This is a genomic window from uncultured Aquimarina sp., assembly GCF_947500065.1.
GTDB lineage: Bacteria > Bacteroidota > Bacteroidia > Flavobacteriales > Flavobacteriaceae > Aquimarina.
On record NZ_CANMQT010000001.1, the window covers coordinates 1,081,048 to 1,104,838 of the forward strand.

Consider the following 23,791-nt stretch of genomic DNA (forward strand, 5'->3'; position numbering starts at 1 on the left):
ACCTATTTTTGTAGAAGTCCCAAAGATTGCTATTTTAATTGTTTAGATTTATTCTAAATAAATACTTTTATAAACATGGAAATACAACTAAAAAGTAACGCTCCAGGAATTCTGGAAGAAACTATTATTGAAGATGGATTTTACATTCTGAAGTTTCAAAACGAAACCAATGATATTCAGCGTATTATAAGAGATATTGATAGTAGTTATATTCAGTTTCATTTTTGTGTAAAAGGCACTATGAAATTTAATTTTAATAATGGAAGTTACGCAATACCCTTACCAGAAAAAAAATCTCTTTTACTCTATAATCCTCAACGAGATTTGCCTATGAACCTAGAAATGGAAAAAGATTCATGGTTAGTGTCTCTTTTAATTTCTATTAAAAAGTTTCATTCCTTGTTTTCCAGAGAAGCGGATTATATTCCTTTTCTTGGGGAAGGTAATCGCGATAAAAAATATTATACTGATTCTGACATTTCTCCATCTATGGTAGTGGTATTAAACCAAATACTTAGTTATAATTTACATAAGTCTATTAAGCTATTATATTTTAAAGGTAAATCTTATGAATTATTAAGTCTATATTTTAATAAACCTGAAGATGCCGATATAGATCAATGTCCATTTCTTGTTGATGAAGAAAATGTTCTTAAAATTAAGCAGGCTAAGGAAATTATTATTTCTAGAATGGCAGAACCTCCTACCCTTCAGGAATTATCAAAAGAAATCGGATTACCGTTAAGTAAGCTTAAAGATGGGTTTAAACAAATCTATGGGGAACCTGTTTATGCTTTTTTATTCGATTATAAAATGGAAGTCGCTCGCCAACTACTCGCCACGGGAAGTCACAACGTTAACGAAGTTGGGTTAAAAGTAGGATATAGCACTGCTAGCCATTTTATAGCAGCTTTTAAGAAGAAATTTGGTACTACTCCCAAAAAATATGTGATGAATCTAAGTTAATTAATTATCCCGAGATTCTTTAACAGGAATTCCTTCTCCTTTTTGTAGAGAAACTATAGAATCATACATTCCTCTATCACCCTCATCTGAATCTGCAAACACCGACACAAACTCGAAATGTTCCAATAATTCTAAGATAAAGGGTAGTTTATCATTTTCGACGTCAACAATAATACGTTTCATTTCAATGCTTTTTTGATCTTATAAAAATAAGGAAATATTACGTGGGAAATCCTAGTTTCTAATATTTTAACTTGGACATAAGATTTCTTTATATTTAATAATAGTGTACAACTTACACACAGATTCTATATTTCATTTCATCATCCAATCTCTGATTATGGTATCAATAAGTCTTATTATAATTTTATGATCTATCCATAGAATAGTTTGTATTTTTACCCTTCGAAAAAGAAAAACTATGAGTAAAGGTGTACTTCTTGTCAACTTAGGATCTCCTGATAGTACGGATCCAAAAGACGTAAAGAAATATCTTGGCGAATTTTTAATGGATCCTAGGGTCATAGATGTTCCGTTATGGGCAAGAACATTGTTAGTAAAAGGAATTATCCTGAACACAAGACCAAAACAGTCCGCCGCCGCTTACAAAAAAATATGGTGGGAAGAAGGTTCTCCTTTAATTGTTCTTTCAGAAAGATTACAGAAAAAAGTCGCAGAACGAACTCCTATACCTGTTGGATTAGCGATGCGATATGGGTCTTTGAACATCAAAAAAGGATTACAAGAGTTGCATGAAAAAGGGGTTCAGGAAGTACTGATTATTCCGCTTTATCCCCAGTTTGCTATGGCAACTACGGAAACAATTTTAGTACTTGCAGAAGAATTACGGGTAGCCCATTTTCCTCATATGATTTTTACTGATATCCCTGCTTTTTATAATAAACCGGCATATATCGATGTCTTATCCAAAAGCATTTCTGAAAAAATTAATGACCTAGATTATGAGCACCTATTATTCTCATATCATGGTGTTCCCGAAAGACATATTCGCAAAAGCGATATTAGTAACGGAAACTGTAAAATGGATGGCAAATGTTGTTTCAAAAAAGGATCAGAACAACACGAATTCTGCTATCGCCATCAATGTGAAATGACCACAGTACAGGTGGCTAAAAAATTAGGGCTTAAAAACGGAACCTACTCCACTTCGTTTCAATCCAGATTAGGATTTGATCCTTGGTTACAACCTTATACGGATAGAACCATCGAAAGAATGGGTAAAGAAGGCATTAAAAAAATGGCAATTGTTACCCCTGCTTTTGTATCTGATTGTCTAGAAACTCTAGAAGAAATTGCCATGGAAGGAGAGGAAATTTTTCACGAAGTTGGAGGGAAAGAATTTACCACAATTCCTTGTCTTAATGATCGGGATGACTGGGCAGATGTTATAGGAAATTGGGTAAATGAGTGGGTAGAAGCTAAAACACCTGTTCAATAATGGCAAAAATAAGCTCTGAAGCTTTAGGAACACAACCAATCGGAAAACTACTAATACAGCAGGCAGTTCCAGCCTCTATAGGGATATTGGTGATGTCCTTAAATATGATTGTTGATACCGCTTTCTTAGGAAACTGGATAGGTGGACTAGCAATTTCTGCAGTACAAGTAGTAGTTCCATTCACTTTTTTTATAGCAGCAATAGGTTTAGCTATAGGTATCGGCGGTAGTTCTGTATTATCAAGAGCGTTGGGCTCTGGAGACCATGACAAGGCATTGAGGGTTTTTGGAAATCAAACAACACTTACTTTTTTAATTTCTGGTTCATTAGCCCTAGTTGGATTACTTTTTGAAGATTATTTCATTGGTTTTCTGGGAGCAGAAGACTCTTTTAAAGACTATGCTCTTACTTATTACAGAATAGTTCTTTATGGTATCGTAATGTTATCCATGTGTATGATGGGTAATAATGTTATACGCGCAGAAGGCAAACCAAAATTTGCAATGGTAGCTATGATATTACCTGCTATTGGTAATATTTTTCTAGACTATCTTCTAATTAACGTGATGGGATATGGCATGGAAGGAGCAGCGTGGGCTACCTTTATTAGCTACGCCATTTGCTTCGGGTTTATTGTATGGTTTTTTATTGCTAAAAGTGAACTCCGACTGAATTTGGAATGTATTAAACTAAAAAAGAAAATTGTAAATGAAATAAGTGGTTTAAGCTTTGTTACTTTAGCAAGACAAGGAACTATTGCTGTACTCGGAATTCTATTAAACAATGTGTTAGGTAACTACGGTGATGAATTAGACATAGCATCATACGGAATTATAAGAACAGTACTCATGTTTGCTTTGTTTCCGGTAATTGGGGTTAACCAAGGATTTATGCCTATTGCAGGTTATAATTATGGAGCCAAAAAATTTCAACGAGTACGAGAATCCATTAATACTTCTATCACATACGGAGGGATATTAGCAATTTTAATATTCACTATTATCATGGTTTTTCCTCAAGAGTTTATTTCCATTTTTGTAAGTACTAAAGAATCACTGGATCCTGAAACGCTGGCTAATAATAAAGAAATCCTCAGACGAACACCATCCGCATTACGTATTGTATTTTTTGCCACTCCTGTAATCATAGTACAACTTATAGGATCTGCATATTTTCAATCTATAGGGAAAGTAATACCCGCATTATTACTAAGTCTAACCAAACAAGGCTTCTTTTTAATTCCGCTTATATTACTGTTACCTCCATTTCTTGGAGTTTTAGGAGTTTGGATTGCATTTCCGATTGCAGATGTACTTTCCACAATTCTAACTGGATATTACCTAAATAGAGAAGTAAGAAAAACGTTAGCACTTCCTAAAACTACTTAGTGAACTTCTATAAGTAATAAGTTGAAAACAGAAGTATTAAAAATAACTAAGGTTAAATTTACGTGAAAATCTTTCTCAATAGCCATTTATTCCAGATTTTAGTAGGCCATCAAATCTACACTATGAATTTTTACCTCGTTAGGGTGTAAACTATAAACTCAACTAAATGTACTCAAGAATTTTTAAACTCACACTGATTGCCTTTCTTATGATCGGCAATTTTTCATCATTAAACGCGCAAACATATAATGAGGAGCTATACGATGCGTTAGAATATCGATTAGTTGGTCCTTTTAGAGGTGGCAGAAGTGCTGCGGTAACGGGAGTTCCCGGAAAACCTAATCTTTTCTACTTTGGTGCTACTGGTGGTGGAGTATGGAAAACGACGGATGGCGGTCGTACTTGGGAAAACATATCTGATGGATTCTTCGGTGGATCAGTTGGTTCTATTTCTGTTTCTAAAAGCGATCCAAATGTAATTTATGTTGGTGGTGGTGAAAAAACACTTCGTGGTAATGTATCTTCTGGATATGGAGTATGGAAAAGTGTTGATGCCGGAAAAACCTGGGTTAAATCCGGTCTACCGAAAAGTAGACATATTCCAAGAATAGCAATACATCCAACCAACCCTGATATTGTATATGCTGGTGTTTTAGGAAACATCTATAAACCCACTCAAGATCGTGGGGTTTACAAAAGTATTGATGGAGGAAAAACTTGGAACAAAGTATTATTTGCCAATCAGGATGCCGGAGCAGTTGATCTTACGCTAGATCCTAATAATCCTCGGATTTTATACGCATCTACCTGGAATGCCCGAAGAACACCCTATAGTCTAAGCTCAGGAGGAAATGGTTCTGCTTTATGGAAAAGTGCAGATAGTGGAGAAACCTGGAAAGAAATCTCAAAGAATAAAGGATTCGCAAAAGATACCTTAGGAATTATGGGAGTAACAGTTTCTCCTTTAAATAGTGAAAGAGTGTGGGCGATTGTAGAGAATAAAGAAAAAGGTGGTGTTTATAGAAGTGATGATGGTGGTGAAACCTGGAATCTTTTAAATAGTGATCGAAGTCTTCGTCAGCGTGCTTGGTATTACACCCGTATTTATGCCGATCCGAGTGATAAAGATGTGGTGTATGTAGTAAATGTATCCTATCATAAAAGTAAGGATGGAGGAAAAAACTTTAGCAGTTTCAGAGCTCCTCATGGGGATCATCATGATCTTTGGATTGCTCCTGAAAATCCAAAACGTATGATTATGGGTGATGATGGTGGTGCACAAATCACCTATGATGGAGGAGAAACCTGGAGTACCTATCATAATCAACCTACTTCTCAATTTTATCGTGTAACCACGGATAACAGTTTCCCTTATAGAATTTATGCGGCTCAACAAGATAATTCTACTATTAGAATCAATCACAGAAGTACTGGGAGATCTATATCTGAAGACGACTGGGAATCTACCGCTGGTGGAGAATCAGCACATATTGCTATAGACCCGAAAGATAATGACATTGTGTACGGAGGTAGTTACGATGGTTTCTTAACAAGAGTAAATCACAAGACAGAAACCGTAAGATCAATTAGTGTTTGGCCTGATAATCCAATGGGACATGGTGCTGAAGATATGAAATATCGTTTTCAATGGAATTTCCCTATCATGTTTTCTAAACACAATCCTAATAGACTTTATACATTTTCTAATCAAGTTCACGTAACTGAAAATGAAGGTCAAAGTTGGGACGTAATTAGCCCAGATCTAACCAGAAATGACCCTAATAAACTAAAATCTTCAGGAGGTCCAATTACTCAAGACAATACTTCCGTAGAATATTACTGTACAATTTTTGCTGCTGCAGAAAGTCCTCTTAAAGAAGATATATTATGGACAGGAAGTGATGATGGATTAGTTCATATAAGTCAAGACGGTGGAAAAAACTGGAGCAATGTAACTCCTAAAGGAATGCCAGAATGGATGATGATTAATAGTATAGAGCCTAGTAGTTTTGATGAAGGCACTTGCTATATTGCAGGAACTCGCTATAAATCTGGTGATTTTGCTCCATATTTATACAAAACTACTAATTACGGTCAGTCCTGGACAAAAATCACTGCAGGAATCAATAATGAGCATTTTACTCGTGTACTTCGTGCAGATCCAAAACGAAAAGGATTGTTATATGCCGGCACCGAAACAGGAATGTATATTTCATTTGATGATGGTTCAAATTGGAAACCATTTCAATTGAATCTTCCTATTGTCCCTATTACAGATCTGGCTATAAAAGACAATAATTTAATAGTTGCAACCCAAGGAAGAAGCCTTTGGATTATTGATGATCTTACAGTTATTCATCAATTAAATAGTAAAATATCAACTCAGAATAATGTGCTGTTTAAACCAAAAGATACCTATAGAATGAGTGGTGGTAGTCGAAAAGGTTCTAAAACTGAAGGAACTAATCATCCCAGTGGAGTAATTACGTATTTCAACCTTAAAAACTTTGACAAGAAAAAAGATACTATTTCACTTACTTATTTTAATACAAAAGGAGATACTATTAAATCATATAGCACCAGTGCAAAGGAGAAAAAAGATCAGTTAGTTGATTTGAAAAAAGGAGCAAACCAATTTAACTGGAATATGCGTGGTGATGGTGCAGAAAAACTAAAAGGAATGATTTTATGGTGGGCGAACCTTAATGGTCCTAAAGCAGTTCCAGGAACCTACAACGTGAGTCTAAATGTAAACGGAACAGCAATTTCACAACCATTTACGATACTTGCTGATCCAAGAGCAGAAGCTACTTCGCAACAAATGCAACAGCAATTTGATTTTATTACTAGTGTAAACAAAACAGTAGATAAGGCACATCAATCCATCAAAAAAATCAGAAAAATCAATGCACAATTAAAATCCTTCTCAACCCAGTATAAAGATGATGAGAAAACCAAGGATTTAGTTGTAAAAGCTAAAGATCTCCAGAAACAATTTGGTGAAATTGAAAAAGCATTGTATCAAACTAAAAACCGAAGTGGTCAGGATCCTTTAAATTTTCCTATAAAATTGACGAATAAACTCGGACATTTAAATTCATTGGTAGGGATGGGAGATTTTGGACCAACAGTACAAGATATTGCAGTAAAAAATGAATTGACACAACAAATCAATGAACAACTTACAGCTTTTGACAAATTAATTTCTGAGGAAATAAAAAGCTTTAATGCAGAATTCAATACCTTGCAACTTAATTATCTTTTTGTAGAAGAATAACCTCTCAAGTTCGCTCGAGGTGACAGCAGTAAATTTTGTGTTACTTTTTTTAATGAAATTTTATCAATTCTGTCATCTCGAGCGGAGTCGAGAGATAACCAAAACCAATGAAATTCTATTATGTTTATATAGTTGAGTGTTCAGACAAATCTCTTTATGTAGGGTTAACTAATAATATAGATAGGAGGATTAAAGAACATAATTTCGGATTGAATGATAATTCATATACCTCAAATAGAAGACCCGTTAATTTAATCTTTTGTCAAGAATTTATTCAATTTCGACAAGCTGAAGAATTTGAGAAAAAGATTAAGAAATGGAGTAGGAAGAAAAAACTTGCTTTAGCTAGTAATGATTTTGACTTATTAAAACTACATTCGAAATGTAAAAATGAAACTCATTCTATAAATCATGTGCCTCTCGACTCCGCTCGAGGTGACGGTACATGAATATTTCCTACTTTTGAACTTAATATTTAGCAATTCAACGCCTTTCGAAAAAGAAAAATAGTAGAAAAACAAATAATGCAAGAATACTATAACTATATAAAAGCCCTGCACCTCATCTTTGTGATTACTTGGTTTGCAGGGCTCTTTTATATCCCGAGATTATTTATCTATCAGATCGAAGCCTTTCAGAAACCTTCTCCTGACAAAGAAATATTAAGTGATCAACTAAAATTAATGGCCAAGCGTCTCTGGTTTATCATTACCTGGCCATCTGCAATATTAGCAACAACCTTTGCTATTTGTCTGTTAATTTTAAGACCTATGTTACTAGAACTGCCGTGGATGCAGGTAAAACTAGGATTTGTCGTTTTACTTTTTATCTATCATTTAAAAAGTCATCAGATATATAAACAGCTTCAGATTGGTGTGGTTAAATGGACTTCTAACCAAATGAGGTTATGGAATGAAGGTACTACCATCATTCTTTTTTCCGTTATATTTTTGGTAATCGTTCGGGATGCTGTTAATTGGATTTATGGAGTTATCGGGATTCTTTTGCTTGCCGTTCTGTTAATGCTTGGCATTAAGTTTTACAAAAGAATTAGAGATAAAAATCCGAATGCATAACCTAAAAATTGTATTTCAACATTGAGCTTCTTCCCAAAAACATATACAACCAAAAACAATCAGAGTATCACCATCCGACAAGCGGTGTCTGATGATGCTGAAGAATTATTAAAGCTTAAACTAGAATATCTAAAGGATACGGAAACCCTACCTTTATTTGAAAATGAATATCCCAACGATATTGATCAAGAAAGAGATATGATCGAACGATTTCAATCAGAAAATAATAGTGTTTTATTACTTGCAGTTTCTGAAGATGCTATCATAGGAAATATCGATCTCTCCGGAAGCTGGAGAAAAAAGATGCAACACACCGCAGTTATCGGCATGGGAGTTCACACACAATGGCAAAATCAAGGGATAGGAACGTTATTACTTCAAAATGTTTTAGATTGGGCGCAAGAAAATCAAATTTTAAAAACAATTTGGCTAGAAGTATATGCTAGTAACACCTCAGGAATTGCTTTATATAAAAAGATGAACTTTAAAAAATCTGGTGTAATTCCCAATTTCTTTATCGAAAAAGGAATGTTTGTTGATAAAATAATTATGTCCAGAGAAGTTTTCATCGGTTAAAAATAGGTTTGAAAATAGGTTTTGACGTAAGCCGGAATTCAAATAACTACACATTTTTAATGTGATTCCCTTGATCCTTCGGTATTCGTAATTCTGCATTCGTAATTAGTTTGTATCTTCGTGTAATTTTTTAAACGAGTATTGATATAAGCATATGATCAAATCCATGACAGGTTTTGGGAAGTCCATCCTTCAGCTTCCTACAAAAAAAATAACTATTGAGGTAAAATCCTTAAATAGCAAAAACTTAGACCTTAACGCAAGAATTCCATCTCAATACCGTGAAAAGGAATTAGAAATGCGTAAAACCATTGCCAAAACTCTGGAAAGAGGAAAGGTAGATTTTGGTTTATACGTAGAGGTTACCGCAGAAGAAAACTCGACCAAAATCAATGAATCTATTGTAAAAGATTATATGAAGCAATTAGGGTCTATATCCCAATATGCAAAGCAAGAGGAATTGGAGTTAATAAAAATGGCGGTTCGTATGCCAGATGCTTTAAAAACCGAACGAGCAGAGGTTGATGAAACAGAATTTAAAGCTATAAAAGGTGGTCTTCTGGAGGCTTTGGAAGCTATAGAAAGTTATAGACTAGACGAAGGAAAAGCTTTAGAAAAAGATTTTGTTACTCGAATTAAAAATATTGGAGATTTACTTGAAAAAATTATTGAAATAGATCCAGAACGTATCGAAGTAGTAAGAGAGCGATTACACAAAGCTGTCTCTGAATTAAAAGAGCAGGTAGATGAAAATCGTTTTGAACAAGAATTAGTATACTATCTGGAAAAATTCGACATTACAGAAGAAAAAGTAAGACTAGCTAATCATTTAGAATATTTTACAACCACCCTGAATTCTACAGATTCTAATGGTAAAAAATTGGGCTTCATCACTCAAGAAATAGGTCGTGAGATAAATACTGTTGGTAGTAAATCTAACTATGCACCTATGCAGCAACTGGTTGTACAAATGAAAGATGAATTAGAAAAGATCAAGGAACAGTTACTGAATATTTTATAAAAGTTCGAACACTTGGTTAAAATCAATATCAACTGATATAAATAATCCTTTACCCCTTTTGGTAAAATTTATATAGATGAAACAAGGAAAACTTATAGTACTGTCTGCACCATCAGGCAGTGGGAAAACTACATTAGTTAAATATTTATTACATAATGAGGAATTGAATTTAGATTTCTCAATATCTGCCGCTTCCAGAGAACCTCGTGGAGGAGAAATACACGGAAAGGATTATTATTTTCTCTCCCTTAGAGAGTTTAAGGATAAAATCAAAGCAGATGAATTCCTAGAGTGGGAAGAAGTATATCGTGATAATTTTTATGGAACGCTAAAAACAGAAGTGCAACGTATCTGGGATAGAGGCAAACATGTTATTTTTGATATTGATGTAGTTGGTGGGCTGGATATCAAAAGAATTTATCCAGATCGAACATTGGCTATTTTTGTAAAACCGCCTAGTATCGAAGAATTAAAAATCCGATTAAAGAAACGCAAAACTGAGTCCGAAGACAAGATCAATATGCGTGTTGCCAAAGCCTCTACTGAGTTAGCAACCGCTCCACAATTTGATGCTATTGTTACCAATGATGATTTGGAAAAAGCAAAAGCAGAAGTACTTCAATTGGTAAAGAAATTTATTTTAAATTAAATTTTATAATAATTAAGTAGATTCCCGTCTTCGCGGGAATGAAAAATAGTAATTTTTCATGAAAAAGATAGGTTTATACTTCGGAACATTTAATCCTATTCACATAGGCCACTTGGCTATTGCCAATCATATGGCTGAATATTCAGATTTGAATGAAATCTGGATGGTAGTAACTCCTCACAATCCTTTTAAAAAGAAAAGCTCATTGTTGGATAATAATCATCGTCTGGAAATGGTATTTAGGGCTACAGAATCTTATCCCAAACTAAAACCCAGCGACATTGAGTTTAAACTACCACAACCTAATTATACGGTGAACACCTTAATTCATCTACAGGAAAAATATGCTGAGTATCAGTTTAATCTGATTATGGGTGAAGACAATTTAAAAAGCTTCCATAAATGGAAAAACTATGAGACAATCATAGAGAACCATAACATCTATGTCTATCCTCGTATATCAAAAGGAGTAACAGAACATCAATTCGAGAATCATCCAAAAATTCATAACGTAGACGCTCCTATAATGGAAATATCTTCGACTTTTATTAGAAATGCTATTTCTGAAGGTAAAAACATCAGACCAATACTCCCAAAAGAAGTATGGGAATATATTGACGAAATGAATTTTTATAAATAATTCACAAAAGACAATATCTAAAAAGCTTCCAACAAATGAAAGTTGTCAGTCTGAGCTTGTCGAAGACATTTCAAAAATCAATAGTTTAAAACTTCGACAAGCTCAGTTTGGCAAAAGAAAATCTAATTTTTTGACTTCAATTTAATTTCATACTATTTCCCAGGGAAATCAGCTTTTCTTTTTTCTAAAAATGCGGTAGTTCCTTCTTTAAAATCTTCAGTCCCGAAACAATTTCCAAATTCTTTGATTTCAGTTTTAAAACCATTTACACCATCTTCATAAGCCGCATTAACCGCACTGATCGCTGCGCCAATTGCAACAGAGGAATTTCTCCCTATCTTACCTGCCAATTTTTCTGCTAACGGTAATAATTCTTCTTGAGAAACCACATGATTTACCAACCCATAATTTAGTGCCTGATTAGCATCAATCATACCTGCCGTCATAATCATTTCCATAGCTCTACCTTTACCTACTAACTGAGGTAAACGTTGAGTTCCTCCATATCCTGGTATTACACCAAGAGATACTTCAGGTAATCCCATTTTGGCATTATCACTAGCAACTCTAAAATGTGCCGCCATAGCCAATTCTAATCCACCGCCAAGAGCAAAACCGTTTACGGCAGCAATTACTGGTGTTGATAGATTTGCTACAAAATCAAAAAGCAACTCCTGTCCTTTTGCAGCTAGTTGACCTCCCTGATCTACCGAGAAATTAGCAAACTCACTAATATCTGCTCCAGCAACAAAAGCTTTCTCCCCACTTCCGGTTACGATAATCACTTTGGTCTTAGCATCTTTATTTGCGATATCAAAAGCATTGTGAAGCTCTTGAATAGTCTCCTTATTAAGCGCATTTAATTTTGAAGGACGATTGATAGTAATAGTTGTTATACCACCATTATGTGCCGTTAGAATATTATTATACATTGTATATGTTGTTTGTTTATTGTTTTAAATCTCTTTCGAAGTATAAATAGAAATACATCCCCATACCAAAATCTTCAACATCCGTAGATACCAATCTCCATCCATCTTTGGCATATAAATCTAGTTTTTCCTGGATATCTTTAGAAGAAGATTTTAAAATATGTTCTTTATCAAACGTTATTTTCGAATAATAAATTAAAGATTCTAATTTATACTCTTTCATAGTGCTAAGTATTTATTGTTCTTTTGGAAATTTAACTTTAAAAACCGTTCCTTTTCCTTCTTGAGATGTAAAGGTAATACTTCCGTTATAGGTTTCCACAATATTTTTCACCATCCCTAATCCTAATCCCATACCACTACTCTTAGTGGTGAATTTTGGTTCAAAGATCATTTTTTTGTTTTCCTCTGTAATACCTACTCCATTATCTGCCACGGTAATAACAACATCGTCTTTTTCTGTAAAGACATTTACCATAATTTTAGGGGTTTGATCTTCTGGTATTGCCTGTATTGCATTTTTAACCAAGTTTGTAACTACTCGTATTAATTGTGTTCTGTCAAACTTTGCTATAATTTCCCCTTTCTCTGATGGGAAAATAATGTAATCTTCATTAAAGATATCCAATGCTAATCCTACAATTTTCACAACATTCAGCGTTTCACTTTTTTGCGCCGGCATTTGTGCAAAATTGGAAAATGCAGAAGCTATGGAACTCATGGTATCAATTTGTTGAATTAGAGTATCACTATATTCCTTTACTTTTTGCTCAATATTAGGGTCATTGGGATCAAATTTACGTTCAAAACTCTGAACCGTTAATCGCATTGGTGTTAGCGGGTTTTTGATTTCATGTGCCACTTGCTTTGCCATTTCTCGCCAAGCTGCCTCACGTTCACTTTTAGCAAGCATAGCTGCACTTTCTTCTAATTCATCGATCATACTGTTATATGCATTCACTAACGAGTATATCTCTTCACTAGAATCTCCTATTCGAATTCTCTTATTACGTTTATCTAAACGAGTTTGATCTATAGTATCAGAAATCGTTTTAAGTGACCGGGTAATATATTTTGATAAAAAATACGCTAATATAATAGCAATCAGTAACATCAATAAATAAACTTGTCCTAATCTTTTTAGAGACTCCCATAATTCTCGATTAAAAAAATCATCGTCTTCTAAATATGGCAGATTAAGTATGGCCAATGGTTTTGATCTTTTATCCTTAATATAAGTATAAGAAGACAAAAAATGTTCCCCGTTTTTTTCAGACACTCCTAAATATCGTTTTTCATAGCCACTACCTAAAGTATCTATGATATGCTGATTCAACTGTTTGTTAACAGTATCATTCACAAAAGTTTCTTCTGATTTAACTAATAATTCACCAGACAAACTATATATATTAATTGGTAATGTATGCTCCTGAGATATCTGATGAACTCTTTTTTTCTCCCTAAAGATCAAAGCGACATTCTCTTCTGTAACAGGATACGTCGTGCTTTGTAATGCATTATCAATGGCAATTTTTATTCGCTCTTCTTTTCTTTCTAATCGTTCTCGATGATATTCTTCCGCCTCTTCTTTATATTGATACACAGTAATAGCAGCAACTAAGACAGAAGCTAACAAAACTAATACGGTCATAGAAATAAAAATCCTTGTTCTAAGCGAGAGTTTGGTAAGCTTCATAGTATTCTTTGAAACGTAAATATAACAAATATCGCACCAAAATAATTTTAAACCAGCACACTGATTACAGCGGTGCTCTCTCACATTTTATTAGCCAAAATTGCCTAAATTTACCTAGTTTTAATTCTATGGACCCAGTAGCGCTACTTTCTGTTAAAAATCTAAACGTTTCTTTTTCTTCTGAGGAAAAAGAAACGCAGGTATTGTATGATATTTCATTTGATATACATCCGAATGAAATTTTAGGTGTAGTTGGAGAATCTGGAAGTGGAAAGTCCGTTACTTCCCTAGCGATTATGGGATTACTTCCTACTAATATAACTCAAGTTTCTGGAGAAATCCTTTACAACAATAACTCGCTACTTGATTTAGATGATAAAACCTTGCGATCTATTCGTGGTAATGAGATCGCTATGATTTTTCAGGAACCTATGAGTTCTCTTAATCCTTCGATGAAATGTGGTAAACAGGTAATAGAAATCTTATTACAACACACAAACTTATCCAAATCCGACGCAAAAGATGAAGTACTATCTTTATTTGAAAAAGTAAAGCTACCAGATATTGTTCGTGCATATAATTCTTATCCTCATCAACTAAGTGGCGGTCAGAAACAACGTATAATGATAGCAATGGCTATTGCTTGTAAACCTAAACTGCTTATTGCCGACGAACCAACTACTGCATTAGACGTCACTGTGCAGAAAGAAATTATCAGTTTACTTAAAGACCTTCAGAAAGAGTATAAAATGAGTATTCTCTTTATTTCTCATGATTTATCACTAGTATCTGAAATTGCAGATAAAGTTTTCGTGGTTTATAAAGGAAAAATGGTGGAACAAGGTGCTACCGAAGCAATTTTTAATAACCCACAAAAAGAATACACCAAGGCATTAATTCATGCCAGGCCTTCATTAGATCTTAGATTCAAAAAATTACCTACTATAGACGATTATCTTCAGGATCAGCAAAAGGAAAGAGAGATTGTTACCAAAACGCAACGAGAACATCACCACAAAGAATTGTACAGTAATCCTCCTCTTTTAGAGGTAAGAAATGTAGAAAAAATATTTTTCTCTAAAGTAGGTTTATTTGGCAAAAAAGAATTCAAAGCAGTTGATGGTGTTAGTTTTGAATTATATGAAGGTGAAACTCTAGGGCTCGTTGGAGAATCAGGATGTGGGAAATCTACTTTAGGAAATACAATTTTGCAATTAGATAAGGCTAATAGCGGTGAGGTTTTATATAGAGGTACCGACATTACCAAAATTTCTTCTTCAGAAATAAGAAGCTTGAGAAAAGAGATTCAATTAATATTTCAAGATCCATTTGCATCATTAAATCCCCGTTTAACTGTTGGTAAAGCAATTATGGAGCCCATGAAAGCTCACAATTTATATGCCAATGATATAGAACGAAAAGAAGAAACTATTAATCTGCTAGAACGAGTTGGTCTTGATCCTTCATATTTTAACCGATATCCGCACGAATTTAGTGGAGGGCAACGTCAACGAATTGGAATCGCCAGAACTATCGCTCTCCAGCCTAAATTAATTATCTGTGATGAATCTGTAAGTGCTCTGGATATATCTGTTCAAGCGCAGGTTCTAAATTTACTGAATGAATTAAAAGAAAAATTTGGGTTTACCTATATTTTTATATCCCATGATTTAGCAGTGGTTAAATACATGTCCGATCAGTTATTAGTTATGAATCAAGGTAAGATCGAAGAACATGGAGATGCTGATAGCATTTATGAAAACCCTAAAAAAGAATACACACAAAAATTAATTGATGCCATTCCTAAAGGTATATAGGGTAAATCATCTTTTTTAAATCTTTTACATTTCGAATTTCTGTTTGTGATCGTTTACTTCTGCGTATTCATATCATGAGAAACTGATCACATTCCCGAAAAAAACATAACCAATCTCAGTTTTTTTTACATTTCTTGATACGGTTATAAACACAACAGGCATAGAAAAAACCACATAGTAATACCACCTTTAACATAACCTATTTAACCTTCTCAGATTTTTTTTTTCATTTCAATGTTTACCTCTTCACAAAATTTCACTCTAAGTATAAACTTTAAAACTTATAATGATGAAAACAACAGTGAAATTCTTAACGTATGTAATGATGGCTTTTGCCTTAGTATTAACCTCTTGTGATGGAGAAGATGGAGCGAATGGACTTGATGGGGCAATAGGTCCAGAAGGACCATCTGGTCAGGATGGAAATGCTAATGTGGTTTCTGTTTTATTAGAAAATCAAACATTAACTAATGGTGATACCGTTTTTGATATTCCTGAATTAACACAGGAAATATATGATACAGGTATTGTATATGCATATGTAACAGTTACCGGAAATGACTATTGGGAAGTTTTACCGCTAAGTCTTGGTCAACAAATCATTCTGGAAATTGACAAAATAGAAGTGGGCAAAATCACACTAAGAGCCACTTTTACTCAATCCAATCTAAGATTACGATTTGTATTGGTAGAAGGTACTGATGCTAGCGGTATAGATTTTAGTAATTATGAAGAAGTACAAATCCATTATGGTTTAGACTAATAACCATATTTTTTAAATACAAAACCCCTAGTTTAATTTATTAAACTAGGGGTTTTTACATGATGTTCATTAAAGTTTTTCAAGCTATTATTTTGCACAATCCATCAACTCTAACAATACATCCATCAATTCACAGAACTTGTTTCTAAAGACAAATTGTACATTTACACTAACAGAAATGTGTGAATATGGAGCGTACGATTCAGTTTGAAGATATCTTAATCTATTTTTCTAAATCTATTTTAGAAAAAAACAATGAAGAGGATGTTTTATGGGACTTAGCAAAGAACTGTATCTCTAAATTAGGTTTTTTAGACTGCGTTATTTATCTGGTAGATTATAAAAATAAGATCTTGATTCAAAAAGCTGCGTATGGTCCAAAAAGCCCAAAAGAAAACGACATATACAATCCTGTAAAAATTGCTCTGGGACAAGGAATATCAGGTAATGTAGCGATTACAGGAATCGCAGAAATTAATAATGATACTTCTTTAAACTCCAACTACATTATTGATGATCAACATAGATTATCCGAAATAACTGTTCCTATCATCCTAGAAAACCAAGTCTATGGCATAATAGATTGTGAGCATCCCGATAAGAATTTTTTCACAGAACAACACCTAAGTATTTTATCTGCAATTGCTTCCTTCTGTTCTATAAAAATCAATAGCATCAGAGCTGATAAAAGGTTACGTGAGGAACAAGAAAATACCCTTAGAATTAAACAAGAATTAGTTACGTTAAAACTAAAAGCGTTTCGTTCCCAAATGAATCCTCATTTTGTTTTTAATACCTTAAATGCTATTCAGTATTTTATTACTTCTGAAAACAAAAAGCCCGCCCTAGAGTATCTTTCTACATTTAGTAAACTCATTCGGTTTTATTTAAAGTACATGGAAAAAGAAACTGTTCATCTTGTAGATGAAATTAGTATGCTCCATGGATATCTAAAGTTTCAGAAATTAAGATATGAAGGACAATTTGATTATTTTATTGACTCAGGAAATCAATTAGAAAACAATGGCGCTACTATTCCTTCTTTTATGTTGCAAACACTATTGGAAAATATGATTGAACAAGCGATGTATAAACAACATAAAAATTATACAATTCATATAAGGTTTAAGATAATGAAAGATAATGTCTCTGTAGATATTGTTAGTTCATCGGATATGGTTACTACTAAAAGAAGAATTGTCCCACATTACAGGAAACAATTCCTAAAGTGGAAAGATCAAATACAGTTATTCAACTCTCTAACAGATGTACAAAAACAAATTACATTTTCTTGCCATACGGAAACGAATACTAAAAAAATCGTATTAAATCTACCCAATTTACATTAGATTATGAGCATACAAGCAGTTATAGTAGACGATGAAAAACATAGTAGAGAAACGCTAAAAAATCTACTAAACGAATTTTGTACAGATGTTACCATTACCGCATCTGCAGGATCTGTAGAAGAAGCAATTACAGCAATCAATATTACGAATCCTGATATCGTTTTTTTAGATATTGAATTACAATCTGGAACTGGATTCGATATACTAACTCAAATCAAACCTATAAATTTCGAAATTATATTTATTACCGCTTTTGAGCAGTATGCTATAAAAGCTGTAAAATACAGTTCGTTAGACTATTTACTAAAACCCATTGATCTGAATGAACTTATTGACGCTGTTGAAAAAGTCAAAAAGAAAAAAGATCAAAAAGTCTACAACAAACAATTAGAGACGCTGGTTCATAATTTACAACAACCCAAGTTGCATAAAATATGCCTCTCTACTGCAGATGGTTTTGAGTTTGTTTCTATAGAGAATATTATCTACTGCAAGGCCAATGGTTCTTATACCTCTTTCTATCTTAAAAACAAAAGAACTGTTCTGGTTAGCAAGCACCTAAAAGAATATGAAAACCTGTTAGCTGATCAGCATTTTATGAGAGTACATAATAGCTTTCTTATCAACCTCAAAGAAGTAGAAAAGTATGTGAAATCTGATGGTGGTTATATATTAATGAGTAATAATGATACTGCTAGTATTTCAAAAAGTAAAAAAGATGAGTTTCTAAATACAATGAATTATTTACAATAATGAAATCTCTACTTATAATTGAATTTATAGTGCTACTAGGGTAACAAATAGTTAAACATATTGATATAGTATTACTAACAAGCAAATCACAAATTATGAAAACCACACTCAAAATTTTCACAAGCTTATTCATCATTTTTTCTTTAGTTAGTATACATACCTCTTGCGAAGGAGAAGACGGCAGAAATGGAGAGATAGGACCGCAAGGAACAGATGGACAGGATGGAAATGCCAATGTAATGACTTCTAATTGGTTTACACCAGATTCTGATGCTTACGAGCTTACGGTAACTTCACAAGCTTTCTTTTTTTTAGAAGTTGATATAACTGCACCAGAGGTTACCCAAGAAATCCTTGATAATGGAGTGGTATTGGTGTATGCTCGTTTAAATGCGTACTCAGATACTATCTGGCCAGACGATCAAGTTGGCTTAATGCCAATTACGATTATGAGTGGCGCAAATTCTACAACTCAAATTGATACATGGGCTGCGAAGATATCGGTAGGAAATATAAAAATCCATATCACAAATCAAGAACAAGATTATACATTTCAAATCGATGATCTAGACCCTAGTAGTTTTAGGTATGTAATCATTCCCTCAGTTGATACCACAGGTAAGTCAGCTATTGACTTTTCTAATTATGAAATAGTAAAAAAATTGTATGCTCTAGAAGATTAGTGTAGACAAAAAAACCATAACCTGCACTTGTACATCTCGATAGTCAACAAAGTAATTTTATCTTTAACATATTAAACAACTTTCATCATACCTCTTTTAACCCTAACCATGTCCAAAAACATAGTATTTATAATTTGTATCTCTTTTCTATTAGGTGTACATCAATATGACACGTATGGACAACATCAATTAAATAGATATGGAACCAAACTTCCATTCAAAATCTATAAAACCACCAGTAATACCTTATCTATCACGGATATCATAAAATCTGATACATTATTTAAGTCAATTGATTCTATTTCTGGAAAAACCCATCCTAAAGATATCTACTGGATAAAAATTAATCTCACCGAAGCGTTATATACATTAAAAACAGACAGTATTTGGTATCTCAGATCTCGTAATTATGATTATGCATCTATATTTTATGTAGAAAATTTACAACTGAAAGAAAAGAAGTTCGGCAGGTTTGATAAGTGTTCAAAAAATACATCCGTTTTATATGCTCCTGGTATTCCTTTTGCACCAAATTCGCTAATAGAAAATCGGTTTATATATCTTAAACTAAAACAAGTAATCAGTATTGAACCTACTAACATTTTTAAATTCTACTACACCTCGGATATAACAGAACAATTAAAAGAAGGTTATTATAGTTGGAGCGATATTAAAATTTTAATTCCTAAATATCTATTTGCCGGAGTATGTTTGATAGTATTTGTACTCACTTTTGCATTTTTTATAACCTCCAGAAAAAAAGAGTTTCTGTTTTATTCCTTATATGTTTTTTGGTTATTGGTGTATCTAAATGGCGATGTATTTAGAACCAATAATCTCATTTTTGGCGGTTTCACTATAGCAAGTCATTGGTTTCAGCAGATTGCACAGGTATTAATTAACTTATGCTATGTCCTCTTTGTCTGTCATTATTTAATGACCAAAAAAGAATATCCTAAACTTCATAGCGTTTTACAAATTATCGTATATATCTTAATCACTATTGTGGTTTTGGACTCCTCTTTTTTCTATTTTGAATATTTTGTAGGTCATATTCAAATCATGAATATCCAGCGTATAGTAATGACCCTTTTTGGTATTGGCGGAATGATCTATTTATTGTTATATGCAAAAAGTCGTTTGGCTTATTTTATCGTTTGTGGATCATTTTTATATATGGTTGGAGCCTTAGCATTACTCTTTCTTAAAATTCCAACTTATATGATCGCAGGTGCCTCGTTAGAAATCACAATTTTTGCCTTAGGATTAGCCTATAAAATTCACCAAGAACAAAAAGAAAAACTATACTTCCAGAAAGAATCATTTATCAATAATAACAAAGCCTTAAGAGCACAGGTAAATCCTCATTTTATCTTTAATTCTTTGAGCTCTATACAACATCTAATACTTGCTGATAAGAAAGAATCTGCTATACAGTATTTAAATAAATTTAGTAGTTTGATGAGAAACCTCTTAGAAAGCTCTATTGAAACTACTGTAGTATTATCCGATGAAATCAAATTATTAAAAAAATATGTTGAATTAGAGGCACTTCGTTTCGATAATAATTTTAATCATGACATCATTATAAAAGATGGTTTAGATCCTGATGCTGCAGAAATCCCGATGCTTCTTGTACAACCCTTTGTCGAAAACGCCATTTTACACGGGTTATTAAACAAAAAAGGAGATGACAAACAGTTAACGATTTCCTTCAGTAAAGGAACTGCCTATATCATTTGCGAAATAGAAGATAATGGTATTGGCAGAAATGCTTCCAGAAAAACACAATCCAAATATAAAGAAAGCAAAAAATCCAGAGGTATTGAAGTAACTCACAAACGATTACAACTCCTCAACCCTTTAGAAGAAAAAAACATATGTATTATTGATATGGTTAATCGATTAGGACAGCCATCTGGTACTAAAGTGATGATCAAAATCCCTACTGATACTATTTTTTAATGATCCTATAGATCAATCCAAACCCTATGCCCATCAATTGAAAATAAGGTTCCATCAATTTATCATTATCTAATAAATTTTTAAAGTATAGATTCCCTAATTATTTAGGAATCGCCATGGCGATACTTCTTAATCAAAACACACAAACGCTATGAAATATTTAAACCCTTTTCGCATTTTTATCATTATTTTTTTCCTGTGCCAGATAAGCATGGGGCAAGGAAATACTAATTTAGGCCTTAATGCAGGAAATGATGGAACAAATAATACTTCCATTGGGTATTTAGCAGGAGATAAGGTTACAGGATTTGGAAACTCTGTCTTTGGAGCTGCATCCGGCTTATTTCTTAGTTCTGGAAATTTCAATACATTTTTAGGAAGCTATGCAGGAAGAAATGCTACTACAAGCACAAACAATGTTTTTATTGGTTCCCTTTCAGGCTTAAATGTTCAAAACACTTCAAGCCTCACATTCATTGGCTATGCGGCTGGTATGGACAACACCACTGGCGCAGAGAATGTCTTTGTCGGCTATAGAGCAGGTGAAAGAAATAATTCTGGTAAGAAGAACACATTTGTCGGATTTCGGTCGGGGAAATCAAATACTACAGGAAGTCAAAATAATTTCATTGGCTACCGCTCTGGATTCTCCAATACCTCCTCAAGCAATAACAACTTTGTTGGGTATGAAGCGGGTTATTCTAACACTACGGGAAGTAACAATAATTTTTCTGGCAACCAATCTGGATATTCGAATATATCGGGGAATAATAATAATTTTATAGGGAACAATGCAGGGTTTTCCAATACTACTGCCAGTTATAACAATTTCGTAGGGCGCGAGGCAGGTTATTCTAACACCATAGGAAGTAACAATAATTTTTCCGGATATGGATCTGGTCATAAAAATGTCAGCGGTTCTAATAACTCGTTTAACGGTTCATCATCAGGGACTTCAAATACAACAGGAAACCAAAATAGTTTTTATGGGTTCCGGTCTGGTTTTTTTAATACAACAGGAAGTCAAAATACTTTTATTGGCGAGAGAGCAGGACATTTTAATACTACAGGAAGTCATAACAATTTTTCAGGGAGCCAATCCGGCCATTCGAACACTACAGGAAGTAACAATAATTTTTCTGGATACATATCTGGATATTCAAATACTTCAGGCTTTAGTAATAATTTTTTCGGGTTCGCAGCTGGTTTTACTAATACTACAGGTAACAATAACAATTTTGTAGGAAATGAAGCGGGATATTCAAATGATACAGGAAGTCAAAATAATTTTTCCGGACACCGATCTGGATATTCAAACATCACCGGAAGCTTTAATACATTTATTGGTAATTTTTCTGGCGGAAATAATTCGAGAGGATCTCAAAACACCTTTCTAGGATATCGTGCTGGTAATGCAAATGCCGTTGGGTGGGCAAATACCTATATTGGGTTTCAGGCTGGATATACCAATAAAGGACATGGTAATATCTTTTTAGGCAGAGATTCAGGCAAAGATGTCGTTACTGCTAAAAACAAATTGTACATCCAAAATGGATATGTCAACCCAGAGCCAATTATCTATGGAGATTTTGAATCAGGAAATCTTGCATTAGGAAATACAAATCCAAACGGGTACAGGCTTTATGTCAATGGAGATGCATATACAACTGGTCAATGGATAAGCTCTGATCAACGCTATAAAAAAGGAAAAAAAAGAATTAAAAATGCCCTAGAAATGATTGCCGAAATTGAAGGGGTCACGTACACTTTCAAAACAAAGAATGAAACTAATGGTCTTAGAGCTCCAGAAGGACTTCAATACGGAATTATGGCTCAGGAACTGGAAAAGGTGATTCCAGAATTGGTAAGAACACATAAAGATGGTTACAAAGCAATTAACTATCAAGGTTTAGTACCTGTTCTTATTGAGGCTATTAAGGATGTTAAATCCGAAAACAACTTTTTAAGAGAAGAATTAAATAATATTAAGGAATTAATTACCAATAATACTGGTAATTCGGATATAAAAGACACTACTCAGTCGCAGCCAATCCAAGATAATACAAATATTCAGTCGCGGTTATTTCAAAATATTCCAAACCCATCAAAAACGGCAACACGCATAGCGTACTATGTGCCTTTATCATCAAGGAAAATTACGCTTCACATTTTTGATTTAAGTGGTAAAAAAGTGAAAGTATACCATAATCTACAGCCTGGCGACGGTGAGGTTACGATTACAAACAATGAGTTAACTTCTGGGATGTACTATTATAGCCTAACAATTGAAGGGAGAATTCTTGATACAAAAAAGATGATCATTGAATAATAAAATAGCTGATTTTTAATCACGCCATTTATTTAATGTATCAAAAATAGTAACTATTTCATTTTGCCCTCATCATAAACAAATATGATGAAAACCTAAACACCATCTTCAGGATTTAGAGTTGTGAAGGGTCATGAATCTGATAAAAAATAATACTGGAGTTCCTAAAATTGCTTATAAAATTGCAGATGGCATAGGGTTAAAAACTGTCGGCTTCTCGGCAAAAAAAGCGCTAAAAATTGGTAGTGGAGTATATTCTGCGGATAAAAAGTTTATCGTTGGTAAAAAATTTGGAGATGAATCAGAAGCTTTTGTAGATTACATTGATATTCTTATAAGGATTGGAGGAGGAAAACAAAGTAGAAAGGAAGTAGCCATGTTCAAGGAGAAAAACAAAGAACAAGAACTATCAAATATCTTATTCGAAGAAGAAGTAGATTGGTATGGATAAA

General features: G+C 33.5%; 22 protein-coding genes. 18 read left to right on the forward strand and 4 right to left on the reverse strand.

The features are described from left to right. The first annotated feature begins 75 nt into the window (after window positions 1-75). Window positions 76-966: an AraC family transcriptional regulator gene (locus Q0975_RS04820; protein ID WP_299433887.1), complete on the forward strand. Its 891-nt coding sequence runs from the start codon at window positions 76-78 to the stop codon at window positions 964-966. Here Q0975_RS04820 and Q0975_RS04825 read toward each other — a convergent pair whose 3' ends face one another. After that, the gene (locus Q0975_RS04825; protein WP_299433889.1) at window positions 967-1,149 is read right to left on the reverse strand and encodes a hypothetical protein; all 183 of its coding nucleotides are present in this window, start codon (window positions 1,147-1,149) and stop codon (window positions 967-969) included. Between the two features lie 238 nt (window positions 1,150-1,387). Here Q0975_RS04825 and hemH point away from each other — a divergent pair, with 238 nt between their 5' ends. The 9 genes from hemH (at window position 1,388) to nadD (ending at window position 11,052) form a co-directional block, all read left to right on the forward strand. Continuing rightward, window positions 1,388-2,425 carry a ferrochelatase gene (gene hemH, locus Q0975_RS04830; RefSeq protein ID WP_299433891.1) on the forward strand — a complete coding sequence of 346 codons (1,038 nt, stop codon included), beginning with the start codon at window positions 1,388-1,390 and terminating at the stop codon, window positions 2,423-2,425. Continuing rightward, window positions 2,425-3,813 carry an MATE family efflux transporter gene (locus Q0975_RS04835; protein WP_299433893.1) on the forward strand — a complete coding sequence of 463 codons (1,389 nt, stop codon included), beginning with the start codon at window positions 2,425-2,427 and terminating at the stop codon, window positions 3,811-3,813. The genes hemH and Q0975_RS04835 overlap by 1 nt, the downstream gene beginning before the upstream one ends. A 208-nt stretch (window positions 3,814-4,021) precedes the next feature. Continuing rightward, window positions 4,022-7,090 (forward strand): glycosyl hydrolase, encoded by a 3,069-nt coding sequence (locus Q0975_RS04840; protein WP_299434241.1) that lies wholly within the window; start codon window positions 4,022-4,024, stop codon window positions 7,088-7,090. Window positions 7,091-7,197: 107 nt separating this feature from the next. Continuing rightward, window positions 7,198-7,539 (forward strand): GIY-YIG nuclease family protein, encoded by a 342-nt coding sequence (locus Q0975_RS04845; protein WP_299433895.1) that lies wholly within the window; start codon window positions 7,198-7,200, stop codon window positions 7,537-7,539. A 75-nt stretch (window positions 7,540-7,614) separates the two neighbouring features. Next, complete coding sequence (locus tag Q0975_RS04850; protein ID WP_299433897.1) at window positions 7,615-8,166, forward strand: CopD family protein; 552 nt, start codon at window positions 7,615-7,617, stop codon at window positions 8,164-8,166. A gap of 21 nt (window positions 8,167-8,187) precedes the next feature. After that, a complete protein-coding gene (locus Q0975_RS04855; RefSeq protein ID WP_299433899.1) occupies window positions 8,188-8,742 on the forward strand; it encodes a GNAT family N-acetyltransferase in 555 nt (184 codons plus the stop codon). Between the two features lie 154 nt (window positions 8,743-8,896). Further along, complete coding sequence (locus Q0975_RS04860) at window positions 8,897-9,763, forward strand: YicC/YloC family endoribonuclease (protein ID WP_299433901.1); 867 nt, start codon at window positions 8,897-8,899, stop codon at window positions 9,761-9,763. 76 nt (window positions 9,764-9,839) lie between these two features. Then, window positions 9,840-10,412 carry a guanylate kinase gene (gene gmk / locus Q0975_RS04865; RefSeq protein WP_299433903.1) on the forward strand — a complete coding sequence of 191 codons (573 nt, stop codon included), beginning with the start codon at window positions 9,840-9,842 and terminating at the stop codon, window positions 10,410-10,412. 58 nt (window positions 10,413-10,470) lie between these two features. Then, window positions 10,471-11,052, forward strand: coding sequence for a nicotinate (nicotinamide) nucleotide adenylyltransferase (nadD, locus tag Q0975_RS04870; protein WP_299433905.1), 582 nt, complete (start codon window positions 10,471-10,473; stop codon window positions 11,050-11,052). Window positions 11,053-11,204: 152 nt separating this feature from the next. Here the strand turns inward: nadD and Q0975_RS04875 are convergent, their stop codons facing one another. From Q0975_RS04875 to Q0975_RS04885, 3 genes are read right to left on the reverse strand one after another with little or no spacing between them, the layout of a single operon-like run. Beyond that, a complete protein-coding gene (locus Q0975_RS04875; RefSeq protein WP_299433907.1) occupies window positions 11,205-11,984 on the reverse strand; it encodes an enoyl-CoA hydratase-related protein in 780 nt (259 codons plus the stop codon). A 16-nt stretch (window positions 11,985-12,000) separates the two neighbouring features. Further along, window positions 12,001-12,207, reverse strand: coding sequence for a DUF4177 domain-containing protein (locus Q0975_RS04880; protein WP_299433909.1), 207 nt, complete (start codon window positions 12,205-12,207; stop codon window positions 12,001-12,003). 12 nt (window positions 12,208-12,219) lie between these two features. Next, a complete protein-coding gene (locus tag Q0975_RS04885; RefSeq protein WP_299433912.1) occupies window positions 12,220-13,680 on the reverse strand; it encodes a HAMP domain-containing sensor histidine kinase in 1,461 nt (486 codons plus the stop codon). A 128-nt stretch (window positions 13,681-13,808) separates the two neighbouring features. Here Q0975_RS04885 and Q0975_RS04890 point away from each other — a divergent pair, with 128 nt between their 5' ends. The 8 genes from Q0975_RS04890 to Q0975_RS04925 all read left to right on the forward strand — a co-directional run bounded on the left by Q0975_RS04890 (window position 13,809) and on the right by Q0975_RS04925 (window position 23,790). Beyond that, entirely contained in the window at window positions 13,809-15,497 is a 1,689-nt protein-coding gene (locus tag Q0975_RS04890) for an ABC transporter ATP-binding protein (RefSeq protein ID WP_299433914.1), read from the forward strand. Window positions 15,498-15,786: 289 nt separating this feature from the next. Next, window positions 15,787-16,260 (forward strand): hypothetical protein, encoded by a 474-nt coding sequence (locus Q0975_RS04895; RefSeq protein WP_299433916.1) that lies wholly within the window; start codon window positions 15,787-15,789, stop codon window positions 16,258-16,260. A gap of 188 nt (window positions 16,261-16,448) precedes the next feature. After that, window positions 16,449-17,609 carry a histidine kinase gene (locus Q0975_RS04900; protein WP_299433918.1) on the forward strand — a complete coding sequence of 387 codons (1,161 nt, stop codon included), beginning with the start codon at window positions 16,449-16,451 and terminating at the stop codon, window positions 17,607-17,609. A gap of 3 nt (window positions 17,610-17,612) precedes the next feature. After that, a complete protein-coding gene (locus Q0975_RS04905) occupies window positions 17,613-18,362 on the forward strand; it encodes a LytTR family DNA-binding domain-containing protein (protein ID WP_299433920.1) in 750 nt (249 codons plus the stop codon). A gap of 95 nt (window positions 18,363-18,457) precedes the next feature. Continuing rightward, window positions 18,458-19,045 carry a hypothetical protein gene (locus Q0975_RS04910; protein WP_299433922.1) on the forward strand — a complete coding sequence of 196 codons (588 nt, stop codon included), beginning with the start codon at window positions 18,458-18,460 and terminating at the stop codon, window positions 19,043-19,045. 108 nt (window positions 19,046-19,153) lie between these two features. Then, window positions 19,154-21,010, forward strand: a complete 1,857-nt coding sequence (locus tag Q0975_RS04915) for a histidine kinase (protein ID WP_299433924.1) — start codon at window positions 19,154-19,156, stop codon at window positions 21,008-21,010. Between the two features lie 151 nt (window positions 21,011-21,161). Next, window positions 21,162-23,339: a tail fiber domain-containing protein gene (locus tag Q0975_RS04920; RefSeq protein WP_299433926.1), complete on the forward strand. Its 2,178-nt coding sequence runs from the start codon at window positions 21,162-21,164 to the stop codon at window positions 23,337-23,339. A gap of 133 nt (window positions 23,340-23,472) precedes the next feature. Further along, window positions 23,473-23,790 carry a hypothetical protein gene (locus Q0975_RS04925; RefSeq protein WP_299433928.1) on the forward strand — a complete coding sequence of 106 codons (318 nt, stop codon included), beginning with the start codon at window positions 23,473-23,475 and terminating at the stop codon, window positions 23,788-23,790. Window position 23,791 lies beyond the last annotated feature (1 nt).

Bases quoted from the DNA above. Each gene is read 5' to 3' on its own strand.
- Q0975_RS04910 (WP_299433922.1), top strand. From the start codon at position 18,458: ATGAAAACCACACTCAAAATTTTCACAAGCTTATTCATCATTTTTTCT.
- Q0975_RS04820 (WP_299433887.1), top strand. From the start codon at position 76: ATGGAAATACAACTAAAAAGTAACGCTCCAGGAATTCTGGAAGAAACT.
- Q0975_RS04890 (WP_299433914.1), top strand. From the start codon at position 13,809: ATGGACCCAGTAGCGCTACTTTCTGTTAAAAATCTAAACGTTTCTTTT.
- Q0975_RS04920 (WP_299433926.1), top strand. From the start codon at position 21,162: ATGAAATATTTAAACCCTTTTCGCATTTTTATCATTATTTTTTTCCTG.
- Q0975_RS04900 (WP_299433918.1), top strand. From the start codon at position 16,449: ATGGAGCGTACGATTCAGTTTGAAGATATCTTAATCTATTTTTCTAAA.
- Q0975_RS04840 (WP_299434241.1), top strand. From the start codon at position 4,022: ATGATCGGCAATTTTTCATCATTAAACGCGCAAACATATAATGAGGAG.
- Q0975_RS04895 (WP_299433916.1), top strand. From the start codon at position 15,787: ATGAAAACAACAGTGAAATTCTTAACGTATGTAATGATGGCTTTTGCC.
- Q0975_RS04880 (WP_299433909.1), bottom strand. From the start codon at position 12,207: ATGAAAGAGTATAAATTAGAATCTTTAATTTATTATTCGAAAATAACG.
- Q0975_RS04825 (WP_299433889.1), bottom strand. From the start codon at position 1,149: ATGAAACGTATTATTGTTGACGTCGAAAATGATAAACTACCCTTTATC.
- Q0975_RS04905 (WP_299433920.1), top strand. From the start codon at position 17,613: ATGAGCATACAAGCAGTTATAGTAGACGATGAAAAACATAGTAGAGAA.
- nadD (WP_299433905.1), top strand. From the start codon at position 10,471: ATGAAAAAGATAGGTTTATACTTCGGAACATTTAATCCTATTCACATA.
- Q0975_RS04875 (WP_299433907.1), bottom strand. From the start codon at position 11,984: ATGTATAATAATATTCTAACGGCACATAATGGTGGTATAACAACTATT.
- Q0975_RS04925 (WP_299433928.1), top strand. From the start codon at position 23,473: ATGAATCTGATAAAAAATAATACTGGAGTTCCTAAAATTGCTTATAAA.
- Q0975_RS04915 (WP_299433924.1), top strand. From the start codon at position 19,154: ATGTCCAAAAACATAGTATTTATAATTTGTATCTCTTTTCTATTAGGT.
- Q0975_RS04835 (WP_299433893.1), top strand. From the start codon at position 2,425: ATGGCAAAAATAAGCTCTGAAGCTTTAGGAACACAACCAATCGGAAAA.
- Q0975_RS04860 (WP_299433901.1), top strand. From the start codon at position 8,897: ATGATCAAATCCATGACAGGTTTTGGGAAGTCCATCCTTCAGCTTCCT.
- hemH (WP_299433891.1), top strand. From the start codon at position 1,388: ATGAGTAAAGGTGTACTTCTTGTCAACTTAGGATCTCCTGATAGTACG.
- Q0975_RS04885 (WP_299433912.1), bottom strand. From the start codon at position 13,680: ATGAAGCTTACCAAACTCTCGCTTAGAACAAGGATTTTTATTTCTATG.
- Q0975_RS04845 (WP_299433895.1), top strand. From the start codon at position 7,198: ATGAAATTCTATTATGTTTATATAGTTGAGTGTTCAGACAAATCTCTT.
- Q0975_RS04850 (WP_299433897.1), top strand. From the start codon at position 7,615: ATGCAAGAATACTATAACTATATAAAAGCCCTGCACCTCATCTTTGTG.
- gmk (WP_299433903.1), top strand. From the start codon at position 9,840: ATGAAACAAGGAAAACTTATAGTACTGTCTGCACCATCAGGCAGTGGG.